Here is a 17876-nt window from a genome sequence, read left to right as displayed (position 1 = left end):
GTGATCGCGGGGGTATCCCCACCCTTCCGCGCTGCGCTTGTGCAGGGCGGGTGATCCCCCTCCCCCGCGATCAGCCCTCATTGCGCCATTCCCCGGCCCGGCTCGCCGCTCAGGCAGAAGTCGATGGCGCCCATCGCCTTCGGCTCCATTTTAAGAAGGGAATAAGCAGATGAAAAACTTTGCGGAAATGACTCCCGAACGGCTTGCGGCCTATCGTGAGTGTGTTGCGGTGCTCAACGATCAGATGCGCGCGAAGCTGGACAGTCCCGCACCCAATATCGTGGTGATGACGCAAGGCATTCTTGCGCTGGTCGATAGCAACCCGGCGATCGCCATCGCGCGCCAGTTGGAACTTATGTTCATCGTCTCCACCTATTCGGCCTTCAGCGAGGACAACAACCCGCACGGCGAGCGCGATTTCGGTGACTTCGAGTGGCGGGGCACCCGCTGCTATTGGAAAATCGACTATTACGACCGGCAGACGGATTACGGATCGCCCGACCCGGCAGACCCCGCCGTTACCTGTCGCATCCTGACCATCCTGCGCGCAGACGAATACTGATCGGCCACGCGCCGGGGGCGGAACCGACCGCCCCCCTTCCCCCCTAATTGCGAGGAATCGCCCATGTCTTTTGAATTGATGAACCGTGTCCAGATCGATGAGATCACCGCAGGCCGGGATTTGGCCATCGTGCGTTGGCTGGACGCCTTCGACAGCTTCCATCGCCTGAGCGACGAGGCCGCCGGATTGAGCATTGGCGGGGCGCTCTCGCTAACCGCGCCGTCAGGCGACCGCTACAACGATACCGGCTTGACGCGCGCATTCCTCGCAAAAGCCGACCATGAAACATACGACCGGGAAACTCGCAGCACGATCAAGACCAGTGCGCGCGACCATTTCGCCGCGAAGATGACGGCGGCAGTTGATCGGCGGTGCTGGCGGCATCTGCTGGAAACACTTGGCTTTGACCAGCTTCTCGACCGGCAGGCGCGCGAGGAATTTTATTCCGGCCTTGAAGGGGTGCCACCTGCCTTCACGACCGAGAATTGCGCGGCGACGTTCGGCCATATCTGGGAGAACCGGCGCGATATTTATCTGCGCGGGATTGCCAACACCTTTGCGGCGCTGGACCGGCGTTTCCGCTCGCATGATGGTTTCAAGATAGGGAGCCGTCTCATCATCGAGCGCGCGCTAAGCGATAGCGGGCGGTGGTGGAGCGACTATAACCGGCGCGATACCTTGCGGGACGTGGAGCGGGTTTTCCGCGAACTGGACGGGCTAGGCCCCTGCCCCGAAAGCATGAGCATCATCGAGCAGGTGACTTCCGGGCGCGATTATACGCCGTTCGTCATTAACGGCGATTATTTCCGCGTCCGTGTTTTCGGCAATGGCAATCTGCACCTGTGGTTCGAGCGCAAGGATTTGCTCAAGGAGGTGAACAAGCTGCTGGCCGAATATTATGGCGAGGTGATTGGCGACGGCTACGGCACCACCGAAGCAGCCGAAGCGCCGGAATATCATATGACGCCCGCAAAGGATTTCGGGGCGTTCATGTCGTCCGAGGCGGTCGCCCATCGCGTGATCGAAGATGCCCAGATCGGCAAGGGCATGATTGTTCTGGAACCGAGCGCCGGAACCGGCGTGCTGGCCAAGGCAGCGCGCGAGGCCGGGGCGCTGGTGGACTGCATCGAGATTCAGCCCGGATTGGCGCACGAATTGCGGGTGCTGCACGGCTTCGAGGACGTGCGGCAGGCGGATTTCCTAACCCTTTCCCCCTCGCCTTCCTATGATCGCATCATCATGAACCCTCCGTTTGATCGGGGCCGCGATTGCGATCATGTCCGCCACGCCTTCGGCTTCCTGAAACCGGGCGGTATCTTGGTTGCGGTGATGAGCGCGCGCGCCGAATTTCGCGACGACAAGCGGCACCGCGCGTTCCACGAGATCGTGGAGCGTTGCCGTCCCGCCTATGGCTGGCGGAAATGGCACGATCTGCCTGCCGGATCGTTCGCCCATGCGGGGACCAACATCAACACCGTCATTCTGGCGATCAGGAAGCCGGATTGATATTGTCGAAATGCTATGGCTTGCCCTGCGATTGCGCAGGTCAGCTACAGCTTCCCCTTCCCCTTCCCCTTTCCTTTCCCCAGCAGCCGGAAGATGAAGGCGATATGTCCGAAAGCTGCCTATATCGCTGGCCGATGGAACCCTGTGGTTCCACCAGCCCCTTTCCCCACTGATCCCGCGAAAGGAGATCGTGCGATGACGACGAGTAGCAACAGCAACCAGCAGGCTATCGACCTTGCTAATTGCATCAAGGATTGGTGGCAGCAGCACAAGTTCGACACCACCGGAGAGCGCGGAGAATGGAACCTCTACGACGATGAGCCGGAATTTGTGACGATGGCAAAGAGGATCATAGGCGATTGGGAAAAGCCGTCCGACGATTGAAGGCTGCGCATCCCAGAGGTCCGCGCAGCCGTGATCTTCCTAAGCTGTCTTGAGGCCCGAAGGCGAACGCGCTCCCCAATAGCGCCGTAGAGAGCCTTCGGGCTTCGGAGGTCCGGACGACAACCCCCTTCCCATCGACCGCGCGACTATGCACATGCATAGTCGCGCGGCCTTCATACCGTTCGAATCAACGGCGAACGCAGATTTTGATGTGTTCCACAGCCGGATAGCCAAACAGTTCATTGATTCGGGCGATCAGTTCGGGGATTTCTTTGCGCAAGGCGGTCGCCTGCGCCCGATCGGTCGCTACATCGAGAACCCCCCGCGCGCGACTGCCGGGAGGGTGGCGCAGCGTCATCGGTGTCGTATGTTGCGCGAGCGCTGGACCGACAATTTCCGGCCAGCGTGCAACCAATTCCGAACGGCCGAACCCCATATGGCGCATGACAGGCGCGGCGACGGTGCGCAGAAGGTCGCCGATCGCCATCGCCTCCCCTCCGCGTTCGTCGCGTCGTCCGAATCCTTCGCCGTCCTTCATGCTTGCCATCTTGCCACGGCGGCCCCGGCCCGTCGAGAAATGGCGTGTCGCCATTTCGGCGCGGCGCGACTATGCACATGCATAGCCGCGCCGCGCCTGCCACCATAGGCGACCTTCGACAAAGAGCATGAAGTATTGAGTTCATTAAGCTGTTGGCCTATGGTCCTGCCCCGCGTTCCTCTTCGAGACGCAGAAAAAGGACGGACGGTTTGAACGAGCGAAAGTCGGCCGCGAGCGGCGTCGATGCGATGGACGAGGATGCAATCGTCCAGATCCGCGTCACGAAGGCGCTGCGCAACGAGATCGCCCGGATCGCGTTGGATCGGGGCGGGATGACCTTTCGCGCGCTCATTTTGTCGGCGCTCAAGACCACTTACGGGCTGGAAGTTGCCGATTCCGATCTACGCGACCGGCGCGGGCGGCAACCTGGAGAGGGCGCAGGGCAAGGAGATGGGTGATGTCTGATTATTTTGCGGCGAATCCCGACCATGCCATCCTTGTCGGCATCATCGGCTTCTTCGCCTTGTCGTATTTTTTCGGCAGATCGAGGCGGCGTCGGCGCGGAGATCGTGCCGCCGAGGAATATTATCAGCGGATGTTGCGGGGCGGTTGGCGAGACGATGGCTAAGAGAGACGGAAAAGCTGGTATCCGACCGATGCAGACGATCGTAATCAACAACCGCAAGGGCGGCGTTGGCAAGACCATGCTGGCGACGCACCTTGCATGGTTCTTGGCCGAAGATGACGCGAGGGTGCTGTTCATCGACCTTGACGCTCAGGGCAACGGGTCGCGCACGCTTGCGGCCGCGGGCAGGGGAGGGCGATCGTCGGACCTGTTCGATCCTGATGCCAAAATCGAATTGACGGGCGCTCCTGGCCTCACCGTGCTCGAATCAGATGAAACGCTTGATATCGTCCAACTCCAAGACGTTCAGCAGATGGTGAAGGCATTCAATGCTTTTCCTCCGTTATTCGATTATTGTGTCATCGATACTCCGCCGACGTGGGGTGCGCTGAATTTCGCTGCGTTGACTGTTGCGGATCATTTGGTCGCCCCGATCGAGATGAAAGACTACGCGCTTGATGGTGTCGAACAGCTTCTGAAAACCATTCAGGCGGCGGAGCAAAGTGGCCGGGGAGGGCGTAAGATCAACTTTCTTGGCCTCCTGCCGTCTCGGTTCAACAGCCATAGTCCGCGCGAAAAGGAGAATGTCGCGGAGATCGTGCGGACGATCGGAACGAGCATGGTGTTCAACGGCCTGTTGGCGCAGCGCGACGGCTATGAAGAGGCCGTGTCGCAGGGTGTGCCAGTCTGGACCCTCAAAAAGCGGGCGGCAATGGTTGCAGGGCAGGAAATGCGCTTCGTGCTGTCCCAGATCCGCGACCGTATGGATGGCCTTCCGGCCAAGGAGATCGTGTAGTGAGCAGTTTCAGGGAGCGAGCGGCGCAGATCAGCGGCGTTCTTCACGCGCGGACGGCCGAGGCTGCGGTGCAGGAACTGGCGTTGGACGATGTGATCCCCGATCCGGAGAATCCGCGCCGTGACTTTGATGAGGAGGAACTGGCCAAGCTGGCGAAATCGATCGAACGACGCGGGGTTCTACAACCGATTACCGTCCGGCCCGCAGATAAGGACGGAAAGTTTGTCATTCGTTTCGGGGAAAGGCGTTGGCGGGCCTCGAAAATCGCGGGCAAGCCGACGATTCGTGCGATTGTTTCCGAAACCGCCAGCGAAACCGACAATCTTGTTGAGCAGGTTATCGAGAACGAGCAGCGGGCGGACCTGCGCACCAGCGAAATGGTCGAGGCGGTGCAGCGGCTATTGCAGAAGGGTTGGAGCAAGACGGCCATCGCGGAGGAGCTGAGCTGCAAGCCTGCCGAGATCACGCAATTCGCGGCGGTCCCCGAAATGGCGGATTATCTGCGCGAACTGATCGACGTTTGGCCCCGGCGAGCGCTCTACGATCTTCACATCGCCTCCCGCAAGCATTCCGACGCGATCAAGCGGTTTGTGGCATCACGGCGTGAGCAGGGCGTGACCACCGCGGCGGTCGCCGGTTTCGTGCGAGGGCTTAAAGACCCGCAGCCCCCCAAAGCGGTTGCCCCGGTCGAAACTCCTGCCCCGCCATCTTTCGAAACGGCGAGCGAGGAGCACGGCGGTCCCGATCCGGCTGAATCCGATTCAGTGCCTGCATCGGTTAGGGGGAAGGGGAGGCGTAAGGCAGTCGCCCCTGCCGCCCCGGTTGCCCCGATCGTAACCGTTATCGTGGGCGGCAGGAATGGACGGCTGATCTTGCCCGATACGGTTTCCGTGCTGTTCGAAGGCGCAGACGGGCCGGTGACGGTGGCCGCCAGCGAAGTCCGGCTTATCGGCGCAGCTTCCTGATTTTCGCACCGAACGAGCTTTTCTCGCGCACGACTATGCATGTGCATAGAGGCGCGGTCCGCACGTCAACCTGAAACGCACAACGCGCCTGGCGGGGAGGGTCGCCGGCGTGAGGCTATGCATGTGCATAGTGAAAGGGAAAGGGAAAGACTCTAAATGCTTGATGGCGGGATAGGCTTGCAGCCGGGCTTGTAAAACATTAGAGCTATTATGTGACATTTTTCGGGGTCCGCCTTCCTGCCGACTTGGCTCGGCGTTTCGACCGCGTGGCAGCGGGGCAGGGCGGTCGTTCGGTCTTGCTCCGAAAGGTGATCGAGCGAGCCACAGCAGACGCAGGGGAGGCAGAAGCGCCCGCTGCCGGCCCCGTGCGTCGGTCCCGTCGCGTCGAAATCCGGTTGTCCGATGAGGAGCTTACGTTGCTTGACCAGGCCGCCGCAGAACGCGGGCTTACGCGCAATGTCTGGGTCGCTACGTTGGTGCAACATCGGCTCCGTGACGACACGCCACCGGCGCTCCCGGAGCGGCAGGCCCTTGCCGATGCTTGGCGGCAAATCAGGCGGGTCGGCCTCAATATCAATCAGGCGGTCCATGCCCTTCATTCCGCGACGATGACAGACTCCCGGCTTGATCTTGCGCGCGAGGCGGCGCGGGTCGCGGCCATGCGCGAAGATGTGGCTGAGCAGACGCGCGCGATCGGTCAGGCGCTCAAGGGCGACCTGTCCTACTGGAGAGGCGATAATGAACGAGGATGATGTGCTCGCGCTGCCTTCGCTCATGGAGGCATGGCGGCCGCCTGTAGGCGGCAAGCGATCCGTGAGAGGGGCCACCCTGCGTATATCGAGCGGGCGGGGAAGGGGACACACAGCGGACAATGTGCGCGCGAAGCTGGCGCGCATCGTGCGTAAGGCGCCCGAGGTGGTGGTCAAGGTTTCGGGGCGACAGCGCGGCGGGGGCCATCTGAGTGCCCATCTCGAATATATAGGACGTCACGGCAAACTGGACGTCGAGACGGGCGATGGAGAGCGGATCGCCAGTGTCGCAGGGTTATGGGAACTGGCGGCCGAATGGGAAGCGCTGGACGACGCTACCAATCGGGGCCGGTCGCGTCCGACGTCCATATCCATGGTGCTGTCCATGCCAGCAGGAATCCCGGCTGATATCGTTCACGACGCCGCACGAGCCTTTGCGCGTGTCGAGCTGGGGGAGCGATTCAGCTACGCCATGGCGCTCCATACTGATACCGGCCACCCGCACGTCCACATCACGGTTGCGGCCGAAGGCTATCAGGGGGTGCGGTTCAATCCGCGCAAGGCGGACTTGCACGCATTTCGTGAGAGCTTCGCCCATGAATTGCGGGCGCGCGGCGTAGAGGCAGAAGCAACGCCGAGACGTGCCCGTGGCATCGTCCGGAAGGCTGATCCATCGGCAGTGCGACATATCGAGCTGCGTGGCCACCGCAGGCCAAAGGATAGGGGAGGGGAGTCGGTTCGCCTTCGACGCCGAACGTTGGACGAGGCGGTTCGGATCGCACGCGCGCCGGAGCCGGAGTATCGGCCTCAGGACGATCAGGCATTACGACGCCAGCAGGCGATCAGGGGAGCCTATGAGGAAGCGGCGCGGGCGCTTGACGGGAGTGGTAGGTCGCAGGACCGGGCGCTAGCAGCGGAGGTCCGCAATTTTGTCGCGGATATGCCGTTGCCGCTCTCGCGACGTCTGGCACTGGCGGTCCAGATCGGCCAACGTGATCGGCGCGTAGTGGCGGGGCAGGGGAGTGACCTTGAGCGCGGGGGCGACAAGAAGGGAACCGAGCGCGGGGCTGATCGCCGTGAGCCAGCGCCAGATGACCGGGGCGGCCGCCGGCGCTAGTCGGAAAGCGTTGGCAAGATGAAGCCTGCGTATTTGGGCAACTGTTAGTGTGTGAACGGTTTAGCGGCTCGACGACCCTTCGACCCCGAGCGTTCGCGCGGCGAGTTGTTCCGCGTCAGCAAAGGAGCCGACAAAGGCTGTCGGGTAGGGAAAGGCTATTGATGCGCGATTGCTGCGTTCCTCCATGAACTTGCGTTCTGCCGCATCTTCGACGACGTAGATGGCAAGTTTGACCTTGGCAGCGAGGGTTTCGCGGCGCGCTTTTAGCCAGAGTGCGAGCGGCTTACCCGCTTCCGGCCCTGGCCGTTGCGCGGCGTCCAGAATCACGACAACCGCGTCATGCTTTTCGATCAGGGCATCGTAGGCTTGGGTCCATGCGTTCCCATCATCTTCCGTTTCCATGACGCGTGTGCCGGAGCGATAAATGCCTGGACCGAGCGGGACAAAAAAGCTGTTCATATTACAGATTCCATATTGCGAGTCTTTCGCAATAGATATGCGCGGCCGGGCCAGCGAGCAAGCTGTCAGGCTAAGGGTAGCATGGTCAGGCGGTTACGCTTGCAAGACGGGAAGCCGCATACCGAGGCGCTTTAGCTGTTGCGCTGCGCCGATCATTTCTTTCCGTAAGGCGGATCGCAACTCCGCGTCGATCATAGGCCCGACCATCGGACAGTTGGCGGGGATCTTGCGGCGCTGTGCGAGAGCGAGGCAGGTCAGAAAATTCCATTCATCACGCGAGACCGAGCCGGCTTCCCGAATGGCGATGTCGAGGCCGACAATCATCAAGAGGCCGCACAGGCGGCCGAGCTGAACGAGAGCGTGACGATCGCCACCGACAGCAGCGAGCGCCGCCGCCCCCATCTCTATCGTGCGGCTGTCGCCGGCCAAATTTCGGATCAGCCTGAGAACCCATTGAGCGGAGTGACCGAGCATGTCAGCAGAACGCGGGATGAGCGAATGGGCTGGTGGCGGAAGGTCGTTATTCTTTGAACGCCTCCGCTGCACCGCTCACTCTCCATGATTGTCATCATTCCGCGAGGCGCGGCGTGACATCTTGTCGTTCGTGGCGGCCCTGAAAAATGGGCAAAACCCCTGCATGGAACAGTGGTCTTTTCCGAACCTTAAGGGAATCTTATGGCCAGTATCATGCGCGACAGTCGTTTGATCCAGATTGGACCTATTCCGCCGGAGCGAAATTTCGGCGCCGCATCGTAGAGAGATTAACCGGCCCGCTTTGTGCTCAGTGCGCTGTCTGGAATATGGATTGCGGCAATCAGGCCGGACGGTTCCGCACAGCGGAGATCCAAGCGGCCTCCCACCGAGCCGATCGCCGCTTCGACGATCGAAAGGCCAAGACCGCTACCGGGAACATCGGTGCCATTACCGCGCTCGAAGCGACGGCGGAGGCGATCCCTTTCTTGCAGCGGAATGCCGGGACCAGCATCGGTGACGCGCAGTTCCAGACCGCTATCCTTCGCGCATGTGATCCGCACGAGTCCCCCGGACACCCCGTGAAGGATGGCATTCTCGACCAGATTGCCGATCGCGAGCACCAGCACTTCGGGCTCGATCGCGATAAGAAGATTGCGGCAAGTCGCATCGATGTCGAGCCTCACGCCATTCGCGCGTGCAAGCGGCTCATAGGTCTGGGCAATCTCATCAAGCACCCTACCAAGTTCAGCGCGGGGCGGGGGATCGCTGCGCACGCGCCCTTCCTCTCGCGCGAGGTCGAGAAGTTGGCGGACGAGACGGCTCGTGCGATCGACCGAGAAGGCGATGCGTTCGAGGGCGTGATCGCGCATCGCGCCATCGCTCGCCCGGCGTGCCACTTCGGCCTGGGTCTTGAGGCCCGCGAGCGGAGTCAGCAGTTCATGGGCTGCGTTCGCCACGAAATCCCGTTCCGCGCGGCGAGCGGCATCGAGGCGAGACAGCAGACCATCCATCGCGTTCACGACCGGAGCCAGCTCGTTTGGCGCATTGGTAATTCCGAGCGGGGAAAGCATGTCCGGCGAGCGCGCCTCGATAGTCCGAGCCAGCTTGTCCAACGGGCGCAGGCCGCGCGAGATGCTAAGCCAGAAGAGGATGGCGAGGGCGATCAACCCGACGATCGCAGGCAGCAACAATCCCGTAATCATGCTGGAGATCAGTTTGTCGCGAACGATCAGGTTGTCGCCGACCATGACTCGGATGCCGCGTTCGGGATCGACATGGGTATAGACCCGCCAATGTCCGTCCCCGATCGCGCGTTCGGAGAATCCGGGCTTGCCGCTGGCGAGCGGCGACGTGGGCGTGCTGCCGGAATGACTGAGGAGTTCGCCGCGCAAGGACCAGATTTGGCAAGACAGTTGCCGGTCGTAGGGCGTGCGAGGCACACGTTGCGCGATCGCCGAGGCGGGGACATTGAGCGCCGCGACCATCCGGGCCGCTTCCACCAGACGGCTATCGAGCACCTTTTCGACTTTGGCGCGGGTGGAAAGCGATGTCCAAGCGGCTGCGCCGGACCACACGAGCATGGTGACGGCCGCGACCAGCGCGAACAGGCGAACACGCAGCGAGTTCATGGACGAGCGATCCGATAGCCCTCGCCGCGAACCGTCTCGATCCAATTGCGACCGAGTTTGGAGCGGAGCTTGTGGATATGGACCTCGACCGCGTTGCTCTCGACCTCCTCTTGCCAACCATAGATGCGATCTTCGAGCTGGGCGCGTGAGAGGATATGGCCCGGATGCGCGACGAGGGCGTGGAGAATGGCATATTCGCGGCGGGAGAGGGGGATTTCCTGCCCGTCCAGCCGGACTTCGCGGCGCGCTTCATCGATCGTCAGCGCGCCCACGACAATCTCGCTATGCGCGCGCCCGTTGGACCTGCGCAGCAACACCCGCAGGCGCGCCGACAACTCCGCAAGATCGAATGGCTTGCCGAGATAATCATCCGCGCCGCCATCCAGTCCGTCGATGCGATCCGAAACGAGGTTGCGCGCCGTCAGCAGGAGAATGGGTGTCGTGATGCCCTCCGCCCGCCATTCGGTGAGCAGATCCAGACCCGAACCGTCGGGCAGGCCGATATCGAGCACGATCGCCGCATGATCGCCGCTGGCGATGCCGGCGCGCGCGTCGGCGCAGCTTGCGACCGCATCGACCTCGAATCCATCGAGGCCAAGCCCGGCGACCAAGCCATCGCGCAGCACATCATCATCTTCGACCACCAGTATTCGCATCGTTCCTTCCGTTCAGGTCGCCAGCTTACCGCACACTTAAGGCGTGCGCTAAGCCTGTCTTAAGTTTGCCATCCAATCATGGGAATGATGGACGGCGTCATTCAGCTTGGCCCCTTGATGCTCGCGAGCGATCGGTTGTTCGCGGTCGCGGCGCTGTGGCTGTTTCTCAGCGCCGGCACATGGATTGGCGCGCGCACTGAGAGTCGGGCGGCGCGCGCGGCATGGGTCGCCGCGCTTGCGGGTGTCCTTGTCGCACGCCTTGCCTATGTCGCGGAGAATTTCACGGCTTTTGCGGTCGAACCCTGGACCATCCTCGCATTCTGGCAGGGCGGTTTCACCATCTGGGCGGGCGTGGCCGCCGCGGCCGTCATGGTGGCCTTGTTGCTTGGACGGCAACGCGCGACGGGCGGGTTGCTTGCGTCGCTCGCCGCGCTGGCGCTGACGCATATGGGCATGATGCACTGGCTTGCACCGCCCGCCCGTCCGCTGCCCCAAGGCATTGTCCTGGCCCAAATGGACGGTCAGTCGCTCCCGCTCGACAGTTTGCGCGGGCGACCGTTCGCGCTCAATCTCTGGGCGACCTGGTGCCCACCCTGTCGCCGCGAAATGCCGATGCTGATCGACGTGGCCAGCGGCTCGAAGGTGCCGATCCTGCTGGTCAACCAGCGCGAGGGGCAAGCCGCGATCACCGCCTATCTGAAACGCGAAAAGCTCTCTGCGGCGTCTATCGCCGTCGATCCCACCGGCTCATTGAGCGAGGCCACCCAGGCGCAGGCGTTTCCTACGACTCTCTTCGTTGATGCTACCGGACGGATACGCTCGATCCATGCCGGTGAAATCTCACGCGCCGCCCTGACTGCGGCAATCCGTGATCTTGAAAGGAATCCGATATGAAGAAATTACCCCTGATCGGCGCAATGAGCGCCATCGCGCTTGTCGCCGGCGTTGCAGTCCTCCGGGCCGGTGACGACGGCGCCCACGCCCAATCAGCCACCGGCAGCGTTGATGCGCAGGCGTCGGCCGAGGGCGAGCGCATCCGGCACGAGATCCAAAACGATCCTGTTGCGCCGACCGTTGCGCCGCAGGGCTATGATGTGACGATCGTTGTGTTCTCCGATTACCAGTGCCCCTATTGCCGCAAGGTCCACCCGGCGCTGGAAGCCCTGTTGCGTGAGGACAAGAAGGTGAAGCTGGTCTATCGGGACTGGCCGATCTTCGGGGCGCCCTCCACCGAAGCCGCCCGGGCCGCCATCGCGTCCCAATATCAGGGCAAGCATGCTGCATTCAACGATGCCCTCATGCAGTCACAGGGGAAGCTTAGTTCGGAATCGATTAGGGCGGCCGCCGATCGCGCTGGCGTCGATTGGGCGAGATTGCAGAGGGATTTGACCCAGCATCGCACCGAGATCGACCAGGCGCTTGGCCGCACGAGCCGCTATGCCGCGATGATGGGGCTTTCAGGAACGCCGGGCTTGCTGATCGGCAATTATCTGATCCCCGGCTCGATCGATCTGGCCAATCTGCGCGAAGCGGTGACTCTCGCTCGCTCGCAGGGTCAACAGATGCAAGAGCCGCGTCCCGCCGCTGGATGACCCGGCAGCGCTGCGCTTCCGCTTTATGGAAGCGCGGCCTGCCCGGATGTCTCCGCCCCACCGCCGATAGCCCGGACCAGCGCGATCGCGGCCCTTTGCTGATCGACCGACACCCGTATGTTGTCCTGCTGCGCCGCGAGCGAAGCCGCCTGTGCCGTCGTGACTTCGAGATAATCGGCCGCGCCCTCGCGATATCGGTCGAAAGCCAGTTCCTCCGTCCGCCTCGCCGCTGCCGCACCCTCACGTTGCCGGACATTCTGCCGTTCAAGTGAGCCTATCCGGGCAAGCGCGTCCTCAGTCTCGCGGAAGGCGTCCAGCACAATATTGCGATAGTTCGCCGCCAGTTCCTCATATTGGGCCTTGCTGAGCGCGAGACGGGCCTTGCGCCGCCCCCCGTCAAACAGGTTGAGGACAGCGCTTAACGGTCCCAATCCCCAGAAGCTGGTAGGCGCGCTGATAATCGGCGCATCTGTGGCCTGAAAGCCGCCAGTGAGGCCCAACGAGATATCTGGATAGAAAGCGGCCCTGGCTACACCGATCCGGGCATTCGCGGCCGCAAGGCGCCGCTGCGCGGCCGCGATGTCCGGGCGTCTCTGAAGCAGCTCCGAAGGCAACCCGCTGGGATAGGCGGGGAGGGTGGCGGGACGCACCTGCGCGGCCAAGGTGAAGGTCGAGGGCATTTCACCGACGAGCACCGCAATCTGGTGTTCGAGTTCGGCATGTTCGGCCTTCAGCGCTTCGGCGCGGGCTGCGGCGATGGAGAGTTGCGTCTGTGAACGGCTGACGTCGACGCCCGACGCAATACCCCCATCATGGCGCGTGACGATAAGCTGGTGCGCACGGTCATAAGCCGATACCGTCCGTTCCAGCAGCACTTGTTCCGCCTCGATGCCGCGAAGGCGGATATAGGCGTCCGCGACCGCCGCCTGGAGGCTGAGGCGCGCCGAGCGCAGGTTGGCGGCTTCCGCATCGGCATCGGCTTGCGCGGCCCGCACGGTGTTGCGCACACGGCCCCACAGATCGAGTTCATAGGATAGCGCGCCGCCCAGCATGAATTGATTGGCCGTCACCGGATAGCCGGGACCAATGGGGCGTCCGGCCGACAGCCTCTCTCGCGAGGCGGACCCTTGCGCGTCGAGCGTTGGATATTGCGCGGCGCCGGCGGCCCGCGCGTTCGCCACCGCCTGATCGTAGCGGGCAAGCGCTGCGGCGAGGGTAGGGGTGGCGGTATCGACCCTCGCCATCAGGCCGTCGAGGACAGGATCATCGAATGCGCGCCACCAGTCGCCACGATCAAGCGTGTCGGCGGGCCCTGCCACCGTCCATCCGTTCTCGTGCTTGTAGGAGGCCGGCACAGCCATCGTTGGCGGTTCTTGTGTGCTGACGGTCGCGCAACCGGCGAGGCCGAGGGCGGCGAGGGGCAGGAGACTAGCTTTTCGCATTGCTGGCCTTCGGCGTGTTGGCGCGCACCACGCGGACCTGATCGCCTTGAACGAGGGAGTCGGGCGGCGTCAGAACGATCCGGTCCTGCGCGCTTACGCCGGACAGGATTTCGATCGTCGTGCCCTGATCCCGGCCAACCGTCACGGGGCGCATTGAAACGCGGCCATTGCGATCGATGACCGCGACCCGCGCGCCGTCCGATCCCAAGATCAACGTGCTTGCGGGAAGCTGGAAAGTCCCGGCCGCGCCGGAAACCGGAATCCGGACGTCGACATAGGCGCCGGGACGAAGCTGGCGGTCACGATTGTCCACCAAAAATTCAACGAGCATCGTGCCGGAACGGCGCTCGACGGCTTCGGCGGTGCGGACCAGCACGGCATCGATTTGCTGGCCGGGCTGCTCCGGCAGCGAGAATTGCGCCCGCACCCCTTCAGCGAGGCTGTGCGCGAGAGTCTGGGGCACGCGGACATAGAGCCGAAGGCGGCGCACGTCCGCGATCGTGAACAGCGGTTCGCCTCCGGCGCTGCCCGCATTGACCAGCGCGCCGAGCTGGGCAGATCGGTTCGTCACCACGCCGTTGAAGGGCGCCTTGAGCTGCGTGAAGCCGCGCATGGCGCTCAGACGGCCGACATTGGCCTGTGCAGCCCGCGCGCGCGCATCGATCGAGGCGAATTGGCCGTGCTTTTCGTCGCGCTCCTGCCGCGACACCGCATCCTTGGCCAACAGGCTTTCCCATCGCTGGGCGCTGATCTGGGCCAGTTCGCGATCGGCAACCGCCGTCTGGTAATCGGCCCGCGCCTGTGCAAGCTGCTGGTCAAGTTCGGGTGCTTCGAGCACCGCGAGGGTTTGCCCGGCGCGAACCGTATCACCGATATCGGCACGCCATGCACTGACATAGCCACTGACCCGCGCATTGATTTCGGCGCGGTTCCAGGCTTCGAGCGTTCCCGGTAGAACGACCTGTCCCGCTTCGGCAGGTTTAGGTTGGATCACGCTTACGTTCGTCACCGCGTTTTCGGCCGCGATGGTCGCTTGTTCGCGTTCGGCCGCGCTGCGTGCGACAAGGCCGCCGCCGACCAACGCGAGAACGAGAAAGCCGCCAGCACCAGCGTAACGCCAGACTTTCTTTCGGGAAGGTTGGTCAGACATGATTGAGTTCCAATTCTCGTCCATGTGATGCAGGCGCACCCTTGCGATGCGCGAAGCTGAAGAGTGCGGGCACGAACACGAGCGTCGCGACCGTCGCGAAAATGAGGCCGCCGATAACGGCGCGGCCCAGCGGCGCATTCTGTTCGGCGCCTTCGCCGATCCCGATCGCCATCGGCGCCATGCCGATGATGATTGCGAGCGCGGTCATGATGACGGGCCGGAAGCGCACGGTCGCGGCATCAAGCGCGGCCTGGATCGCATCGCCCGTTTCAGCGAGGCGTTCCCGCGCGAAGCTGACGACAAGGATGGAGTTGGCTGTTGCGACCCCCATGCACATGATCGCGCCGGTCAAGGCTGGCACGGAGATCGTCGTGCCGGTGAGGAACAGCATCCAGACGATACCCGCAAAGGCGGCGGGGAGCGCGCCGATGATGACGAGCGGATCGACCCAGCTTTGGAAATTCACGACGATGATGAGGTAGATGAGCGCAATAGCGCCGATCAGCCCGAAGGCGAGGCCGGAGAATGCCTGGTTCATCGTCTGATACTGACCGCCGACGGTTACATTGACGCCCTTGGGGCGTTCTTTCTCCAGACCCTCGATGGCTCGCTGGATGTCATTCACGACCGCGCCAAGGTCGCGTCCCTGGGCGGTCGCATAGAGATTGACCATGGGCTGAATATCGGAGCGGCTGACCACGGAGAACGTCGTGTCGCGCGAGACACGGCCCAGACCGCCCAGAGTTTGCGATTCCGAAGTCGCCGACGACGAGATCGGGAGCGATTCCAGAGAGTCGATCGAATCCACCCGCATTTCCGGAACCTGCGCGACCACGGGATAGGAGACGCCGTTTTCCGGATTTAGCCAGTAAACCGGGGCCGTTTGCGCGGTTCCGGCAAGGGCTGTGGCGACATTGTTGGTAACGTCGCGCTGGGTTAGCCCGACCTGAGCGATCCGCGCCCGATCGATATCCACATTGATTTGCGGAGAACGCGACGATTGCTGGATGCGCGCGTCAGCGAGGCCGGGAACGGTGCGAATGCGCTGCAACAGCTTTTTGGCATAAGCCTCATTGGCGGCGAGGTTGCGCCCCTTGATCTGAATGTCGATCGGGGCAGGGGAGCCGAAGTTGAGGATCTGGCTGGTGATATCGGCGGGCAGGAAGGCGAAGTCGATGCCGGGATAGCTCTTGGGCAGCTCGCGGCGCAGCGTCGCGACGTGATCGTCCGTCGGCGCATGATCGCGCTGAAGGGTAATCAATATATCGCCTTCATGCGGGCCGACCGTGCCGGAATTATTGTAGATGACGTTGAGCGGCGCGGTCGAGAGGCCGATATTGGCAACCATCGACTTGATTTCCTTCGGCGGGATCAATTCGCGCACCCGCTTTTGCACCTGGGAGAACATGGCCGCGCTATCTTCGAGGCGGGTTCCGACCGGCGCGCGGACATGGAGGGTGATTTGCCCTGAATCGACGCTGGGGAAGAAGTCGCGGCCCAGCGTCGGAATGAGAGCCAGCGACGCGACCATCACGGCAAGGAAGGCAGGCATGAAGATCCCGCGGACGACGAGAATGCGGGAAAGCAGACTGCCGAACCGATCCTTGCGATGATCGAACCAGGTCGAGAAGCGATGCTGGAACCGCACCAGCGGATTGCGCGACGTCGCCCGCTTTTCCTCATCGCCATGGTGATGAGGCCGCAGCAGATACATCGCCATCGTCGGGATCAGGGTGCGCGAGAGGATGAAGGAGGCGATCATGGCGAAGACCACCGCCAGCGCCATCGGCACGAACAGATAGCCCGCCACGCCCGGCAGGAAGAACATCGGCACAAAAACGATGCAGATACAGGTGACGGCGACGAAGGCGGGCGTCACGATCTGCGCAGCGCCATCCATGATCGACTTGAGCACCGGCTTTCCTTTTTCGAGGTGCCAGTTGATGTTCTCGATCGTGACCGTGGCATCGTCGACGAGGATGCCGATCGCCAGCGCCAGTCCGCCCAGCGTCATGATGTTGAGTGTGTTCCCGGTCGCGCCAAGCGCAAAGAGCGCCCCCAGCAGCGCCAAGGGAATGGTGGCGACGATGATGACCGTCGACCGCCACGAGCCGAGAAAGAGCAGGATCATCAGCGATGTCAGCAGCGCGGCCAGGACGCCTTCATAAGCGACGCCGGACACCGCTGCCTTCACCAGCACCGATTGATCGCCGATAAGCTGGACGTTCAGGTTCCCCGGCACACCTTCCATGATGGCAGGCAGGCGGTCGCGGATCGTATCGACGATGGTGAGTGTAGAGGCCGCCCCGCTCTTGAGGACGGTCATCAACGCCGATCGCTGCCCTTCGACCTGAACGATATTGGTCTGTGGCGGGGCGCCGTCGCGCACCTGGGCGATATCGCGCATGAAGATGGTGGCGCCGTCGACAACCTTGATCGGCAGGTTGTTGAGCTGTTCGACCGATTCCGGCGCGCTGTTGAGGCGAACATTATATTGAAGGCCGCCGATCTTGGCGAAACCCGCCGGCGTGATTTGCGTCTGCGAGGCGATCGCGGCGCCGACGTCGCTTGCCGAAAGGCCCTTGGAGCGCAGGGCTTCCGGGTCGATGTCGATCTGGATTTGACGCTGCTTGCCGCCGTAGGGGAACGGCATGGCAACGCCGGGCACCGTGACAAGCTGGGGACGGATCTGATTCACGCCCAGATCGTAGAGCTGCTGTTCGCCCATACCCTCGCCGGACAGGGCAAGCTGCACGATCGGCACGGTCGAGGCGTCGTAGTTGGTAATCATCGGCGGCACGATGCCGGGCGGCATTTGCCGTAGGATGGTTTGCGAAATGGACGTGACCTGCGCGGTCGCGGTGCGAATATCAGCACCGGGTTGGAAGTAGATCCGCACGACCGCGATGCCGTTCAATGACTGGCTTTCGATCCGGTCGATATCGTTGACGGTCGTGGTCAGCACCCGCTCGAATGGATTGACGATACGGCCAGCCATATCTTCGGGCGAAAGACCGTTATAGCTCCAGGCGGTGGCGATCACCGGCACGCCGATGCGCGGGAAGATGTCGACGGGCATCCGAAGGACCGACAGCAGGCCAAGCCCGAAGATCAGGATGGCCATGACAATGAAGGTCAGGGGGCGCGTGAGCGCGATCCGCACCAATGCGATCATGGGCGGCCGCTCCACCGGCGACTGTAAACTATGAGCATTGCAGATTCCTCCCGCGTTG

The 17876-nt window shown here is 62.7% G+C and carries 19 protein-coding genes; 11 read left to right on the top strand and 8 right to left on the bottom strand.

All coding sequences use genetic code 11. The features are described 5' to 3' along the window. Positions 1-169 precede the first annotated feature (169 nt). The 3 genes from QOL62_RS16715 to QOL62_RS16705 all read left to right on the top strand — a co-directional run bounded on the left by QOL62_RS16715 (position 170) and on the right by QOL62_RS16705 (position 2452). Positions 170-562, top strand: a complete 393-nt coding sequence (locus QOL62_RS16715) for a DUF3768 domain-containing protein (protein WP_257542321.1) — start codon at positions 170-172, stop codon at positions 560-562. Between the two features lie 63 nt (positions 563-625). Continuing rightward, complete coding sequence (locus QOL62_RS16710) at positions 626-2068, top strand: DUF4942 domain-containing protein (RefSeq protein WP_257542323.1); 1443 nt, start codon at positions 626-628, stop codon at positions 2066-2068. A gap of 195 nt (positions 2069-2263) precedes the next feature. Further along, positions 2264-2452: a hypothetical protein gene (locus QOL62_RS16705; protein WP_257542325.1), complete on the top strand. Its 189-nt coding sequence runs from the start codon at positions 2264-2266 to the stop codon at positions 2450-2452. A 187-nt stretch (positions 2453-2639) separates the two neighbouring features. On the opposite strand, the gene QOL62_RS16700 is transcribed toward QOL62_RS16705, so the two are convergent. Next, on the bottom strand, positions 2640-2990 hold the full coding sequence (locus QOL62_RS16700; protein ID WP_283407022.1) for a DciA family protein: 351 nt from the start codon (positions 2988-2990) through the stop codon (positions 2640-2642). Between the two features lie 209 nt (positions 2991-3199). Here QOL62_RS16700 and QOL62_RS16695 point away from each other — a divergent pair, with 209 nt between their 5' ends. The 6 genes from QOL62_RS16695 (at position 3200) to QOL62_RS16670 (ending at position 7242) form a co-directional block, all read left to right on the top strand. Continuing rightward, positions 3200-3448 (top strand): hypothetical protein, encoded by a 249-nt coding sequence (locus tag QOL62_RS16695; protein ID WP_257542329.1) that lies wholly within the window; start codon positions 3200-3202, stop codon positions 3446-3448. Continuing rightward, positions 3448-3618: a hypothetical protein gene (locus QOL62_RS16690; RefSeq protein WP_257542331.1), complete on the top strand. Its 171-nt coding sequence runs from the start codon at positions 3448-3450 to the stop codon at positions 3616-3618. Before QOL62_RS16695 ends, QOL62_RS16690 begins: the two co-directional genes overlap by 1 nt. Positions 3619-3646: 28 nt before the next feature. Then, on the top strand, positions 3647-4411 hold the full coding sequence (locus tag QOL62_RS16685) for a ParA family protein (RefSeq protein ID WP_257542333.1): 765 nt from the start codon (positions 3647-3649) through the stop codon (positions 4409-4411). After that, entirely contained in the window at positions 4411-5376 is a 966-nt protein-coding gene (locus QOL62_RS16680) for a ParB/RepB/Spo0J family partition protein (protein ID WP_257542335.1), read from the top strand. Before QOL62_RS16685 ends, QOL62_RS16680 begins: the two co-directional genes overlap by 1 nt. A gap of 212 nt (positions 5377-5588) precedes the next feature. Next, complete coding sequence (locus tag QOL62_RS16675; RefSeq protein ID WP_257542337.1) at positions 5589-6128, top strand: ribbon-helix-helix domain-containing protein; 540 nt, start codon at positions 5589-5591, stop codon at positions 6126-6128. Next, on the top strand, positions 6115-7242 hold the full coding sequence (locus tag QOL62_RS16670; protein WP_257542339.1) for a relaxase/mobilization nuclease domain-containing protein: 1128 nt from the start codon (positions 6115-6117) through the stop codon (positions 7240-7242). The genes QOL62_RS16675 and QOL62_RS16670 overlap by 14 nt, the downstream gene beginning before the upstream one ends. A 60-nt stretch (positions 7243-7302) precedes the next feature. Here the strand turns inward: QOL62_RS16670 and QOL62_RS16665 are convergent, their stop codons facing one another. The 4 genes from QOL62_RS16665 to QOL62_RS16650 form a co-directional block, all read right to left on the bottom strand. Beyond that, positions 7303-7701 carry a hypothetical protein gene (locus QOL62_RS16665; protein WP_257542341.1) on the bottom strand — a complete coding sequence of 133 codons (399 nt, stop codon included), beginning with the start codon at positions 7699-7701 and terminating at the stop codon, positions 7303-7305. A 93-nt stretch (positions 7702-7794) separates the two neighbouring features. Further along, positions 7795-8175, bottom strand: a complete 381-nt coding sequence (locus QOL62_RS16660) for a hypothetical protein (protein WP_283407021.1) — start codon at positions 8173-8175, stop codon at positions 7795-7797. 287 nt (positions 8176-8462) lie between these two features. Next, complete coding sequence (locus tag QOL62_RS16655; RefSeq protein WP_257542345.1) at positions 8463-9803, bottom strand: ATP-binding protein; 1341 nt, start codon at positions 9801-9803, stop codon at positions 8463-8465. Beyond that, the gene (locus QOL62_RS16650) at positions 9800-10459 is read right to left on the bottom strand and encodes a winged helix-turn-helix domain-containing protein (protein WP_257542347.1); all 660 of its coding nucleotides are present in this window, start codon (positions 10457-10459) and stop codon (positions 9800-9802) included. Before QOL62_RS16650 ends, QOL62_RS16655 begins: the two co-directional genes overlap by 4 nt. An 87-nt stretch (positions 10460-10546) precedes the next feature. Between QOL62_RS16650 and QOL62_RS16645 the strand changes: the two genes are divergently transcribed. Together QOL62_RS16645 and QOL62_RS16640 are read left to right on the top strand one after the other, a co-directional pair. Then, positions 10547-11353, top strand: a complete 807-nt coding sequence (locus QOL62_RS16645) for a TlpA family protein disulfide reductase (RefSeq protein ID WP_283407020.1) — start codon at positions 10547-10549, stop codon at positions 11351-11353. Beyond that, on the top strand, positions 11350-12051 hold the full coding sequence (locus QOL62_RS16640; protein ID WP_257542351.1) for a DsbA family protein: 702 nt from the start codon (positions 11350-11352) through the stop codon (positions 12049-12051). The genes QOL62_RS16645 and QOL62_RS16640 overlap by 4 nt, the downstream gene beginning before the upstream one ends. Positions 12052-12074: 23 nt before the next feature. On the opposite strand, the gene QOL62_RS16635 is transcribed toward QOL62_RS16640, so the two are convergent. The 3 genes from QOL62_RS16635 to QOL62_RS16625 are packed head-to-tail and all read right to left on the bottom strand — an operon-like array spanning position 12075 to position 17818. Next, positions 12075-13493 carry an efflux transporter outer membrane subunit gene (locus tag QOL62_RS16635; RefSeq protein WP_283407019.1) on the bottom strand — a complete coding sequence of 473 codons (1419 nt, stop codon included), beginning with the start codon at positions 13491-13493 and terminating at the stop codon, positions 12075-12077. Next, positions 13480-14643: an efflux RND transporter periplasmic adaptor subunit gene (locus tag QOL62_RS16630; protein WP_257542355.1), complete on the bottom strand. Its 1164-nt coding sequence runs from the start codon at positions 14641-14643 to the stop codon at positions 13480-13482. Before QOL62_RS16630 ends, QOL62_RS16635 begins: the two co-directional genes overlap by 14 nt. Then, complete coding sequence (locus QOL62_RS16625; RefSeq protein WP_257542357.1) at positions 14636-17818, bottom strand: efflux RND transporter permease subunit; 3183 nt, start codon at positions 17816-17818, stop codon at positions 14636-14638. Before QOL62_RS16625 ends, QOL62_RS16630 begins: the two co-directional genes overlap by 8 nt. Positions 17819-17876: the final 58 nt, after the last annotated feature.

Origin of the sequence: Novosphingobium panipatense, assembly GCF_900182875.1 — a bacterium.
Classification (GTDB): Bacteria; Pseudomonadota; Alphaproteobacteria; order Sphingomonadales; family Sphingomonadaceae; genus Novosphingobium; species Novosphingobium panipatense.
The sequence above is the reverse complement of the archived record's forward strand: the minus strand, read 5'-3'. Positions and strand labels throughout refer to the sequence as shown.

Bases quoted from the DNA above. Each gene is read 5' to 3' on its own strand.
- QOL62_RS16715 (WP_257542321.1), top strand. From the start codon at position 170: ATGAAAAACTTTGCGGAAATGACTCCCGAACGGCTTGCGGCCTATCGT.
- QOL62_RS16710 (WP_257542323.1), top strand. From the start codon at position 626: ATGTCTTTTGAATTGATGAACCGTGTCCAGATCGATGAGATCACCGCA.
- QOL62_RS16705 (WP_257542325.1), top strand. From the start codon at position 2,264: ATGACGACGAGTAGCAACAGCAACCAGCAGGCTATCGACCTTGCTAAT.
- QOL62_RS16700 (WP_283407022.1), bottom strand. From the start codon at position 2,990: ATGAAGGACGGCGAAGGATTCGGACGACGCGACGAACGCGGAGGGGAG.
- QOL62_RS16690 (WP_257542331.1), top strand. From the start codon at position 3,448: ATGTCTGATTATTTTGCGGCGAATCCCGACCATGCCATCCTTGTCGGC.
- QOL62_RS16685 (WP_257542333.1), top strand. From the start codon at position 3,647: ATGCAGACGATCGTAATCAACAACCGCAAGGGCGGCGTTGGCAAGACC.
- QOL62_RS16670 (WP_257542339.1), top strand. From the start codon at position 6,115: ATGAACGAGGATGATGTGCTCGCGCTGCCTTCGCTCATGGAGGCATGG.
- QOL62_RS16665 (WP_257542341.1), bottom strand. From the start codon at position 7,701: ATGAACAGCTTTTTTGTCCCGCTCGGTCCAGGCATTTATCGCTCCGGC.
- QOL62_RS16660 (WP_283407021.1), bottom strand. From the start codon at position 8,175: ATGCTCGGTCACTCCGCTCAATGGGTTCTCAGGCTGATCCGAAATTTG.
- QOL62_RS16655 (WP_257542345.1), bottom strand. From the start codon at position 9,803: ATGAACTCGCTGCGTGTTCGCCTGTTCGCGCTGGTCGCGGCCGTCACC.
- QOL62_RS16650 (WP_257542347.1), bottom strand. From the start codon at position 10,459: ATGCGAATACTGGTGGTCGAAGATGATGATGTGCTGCGCGATGGCTTG.
- QOL62_RS16645 (WP_283407020.1), top strand. From the start codon at position 10,547: ATGGACGGCGTCATTCAGCTTGGCCCCTTGATGCTCGCGAGCGATCGG.
- QOL62_RS16640 (WP_257542351.1), top strand. From the start codon at position 11,350: ATGAAGAAATTACCCCTGATCGGCGCAATGAGCGCCATCGCGCTTGTC.
- QOL62_RS16635 (WP_283407019.1), bottom strand. From the start codon at position 13,493: ATGCGAAAAGCTAGTCTCCTGCCCCTCGCCGCCCTCGGCCTCGCCGGT.
- QOL62_RS16630 (WP_257542355.1), bottom strand. From the start codon at position 14,643: ATGTCTGACCAACCTTCCCGAAAGAAAGTCTGGCGTTACGCTGGTGCT.
- QOL62_RS16625 (WP_257542357.1), bottom strand. From the start codon at position 17,818: ATGATCGCATTGGTGCGGATCGCGCTCACGCGCCCCCTGACCTTCATT.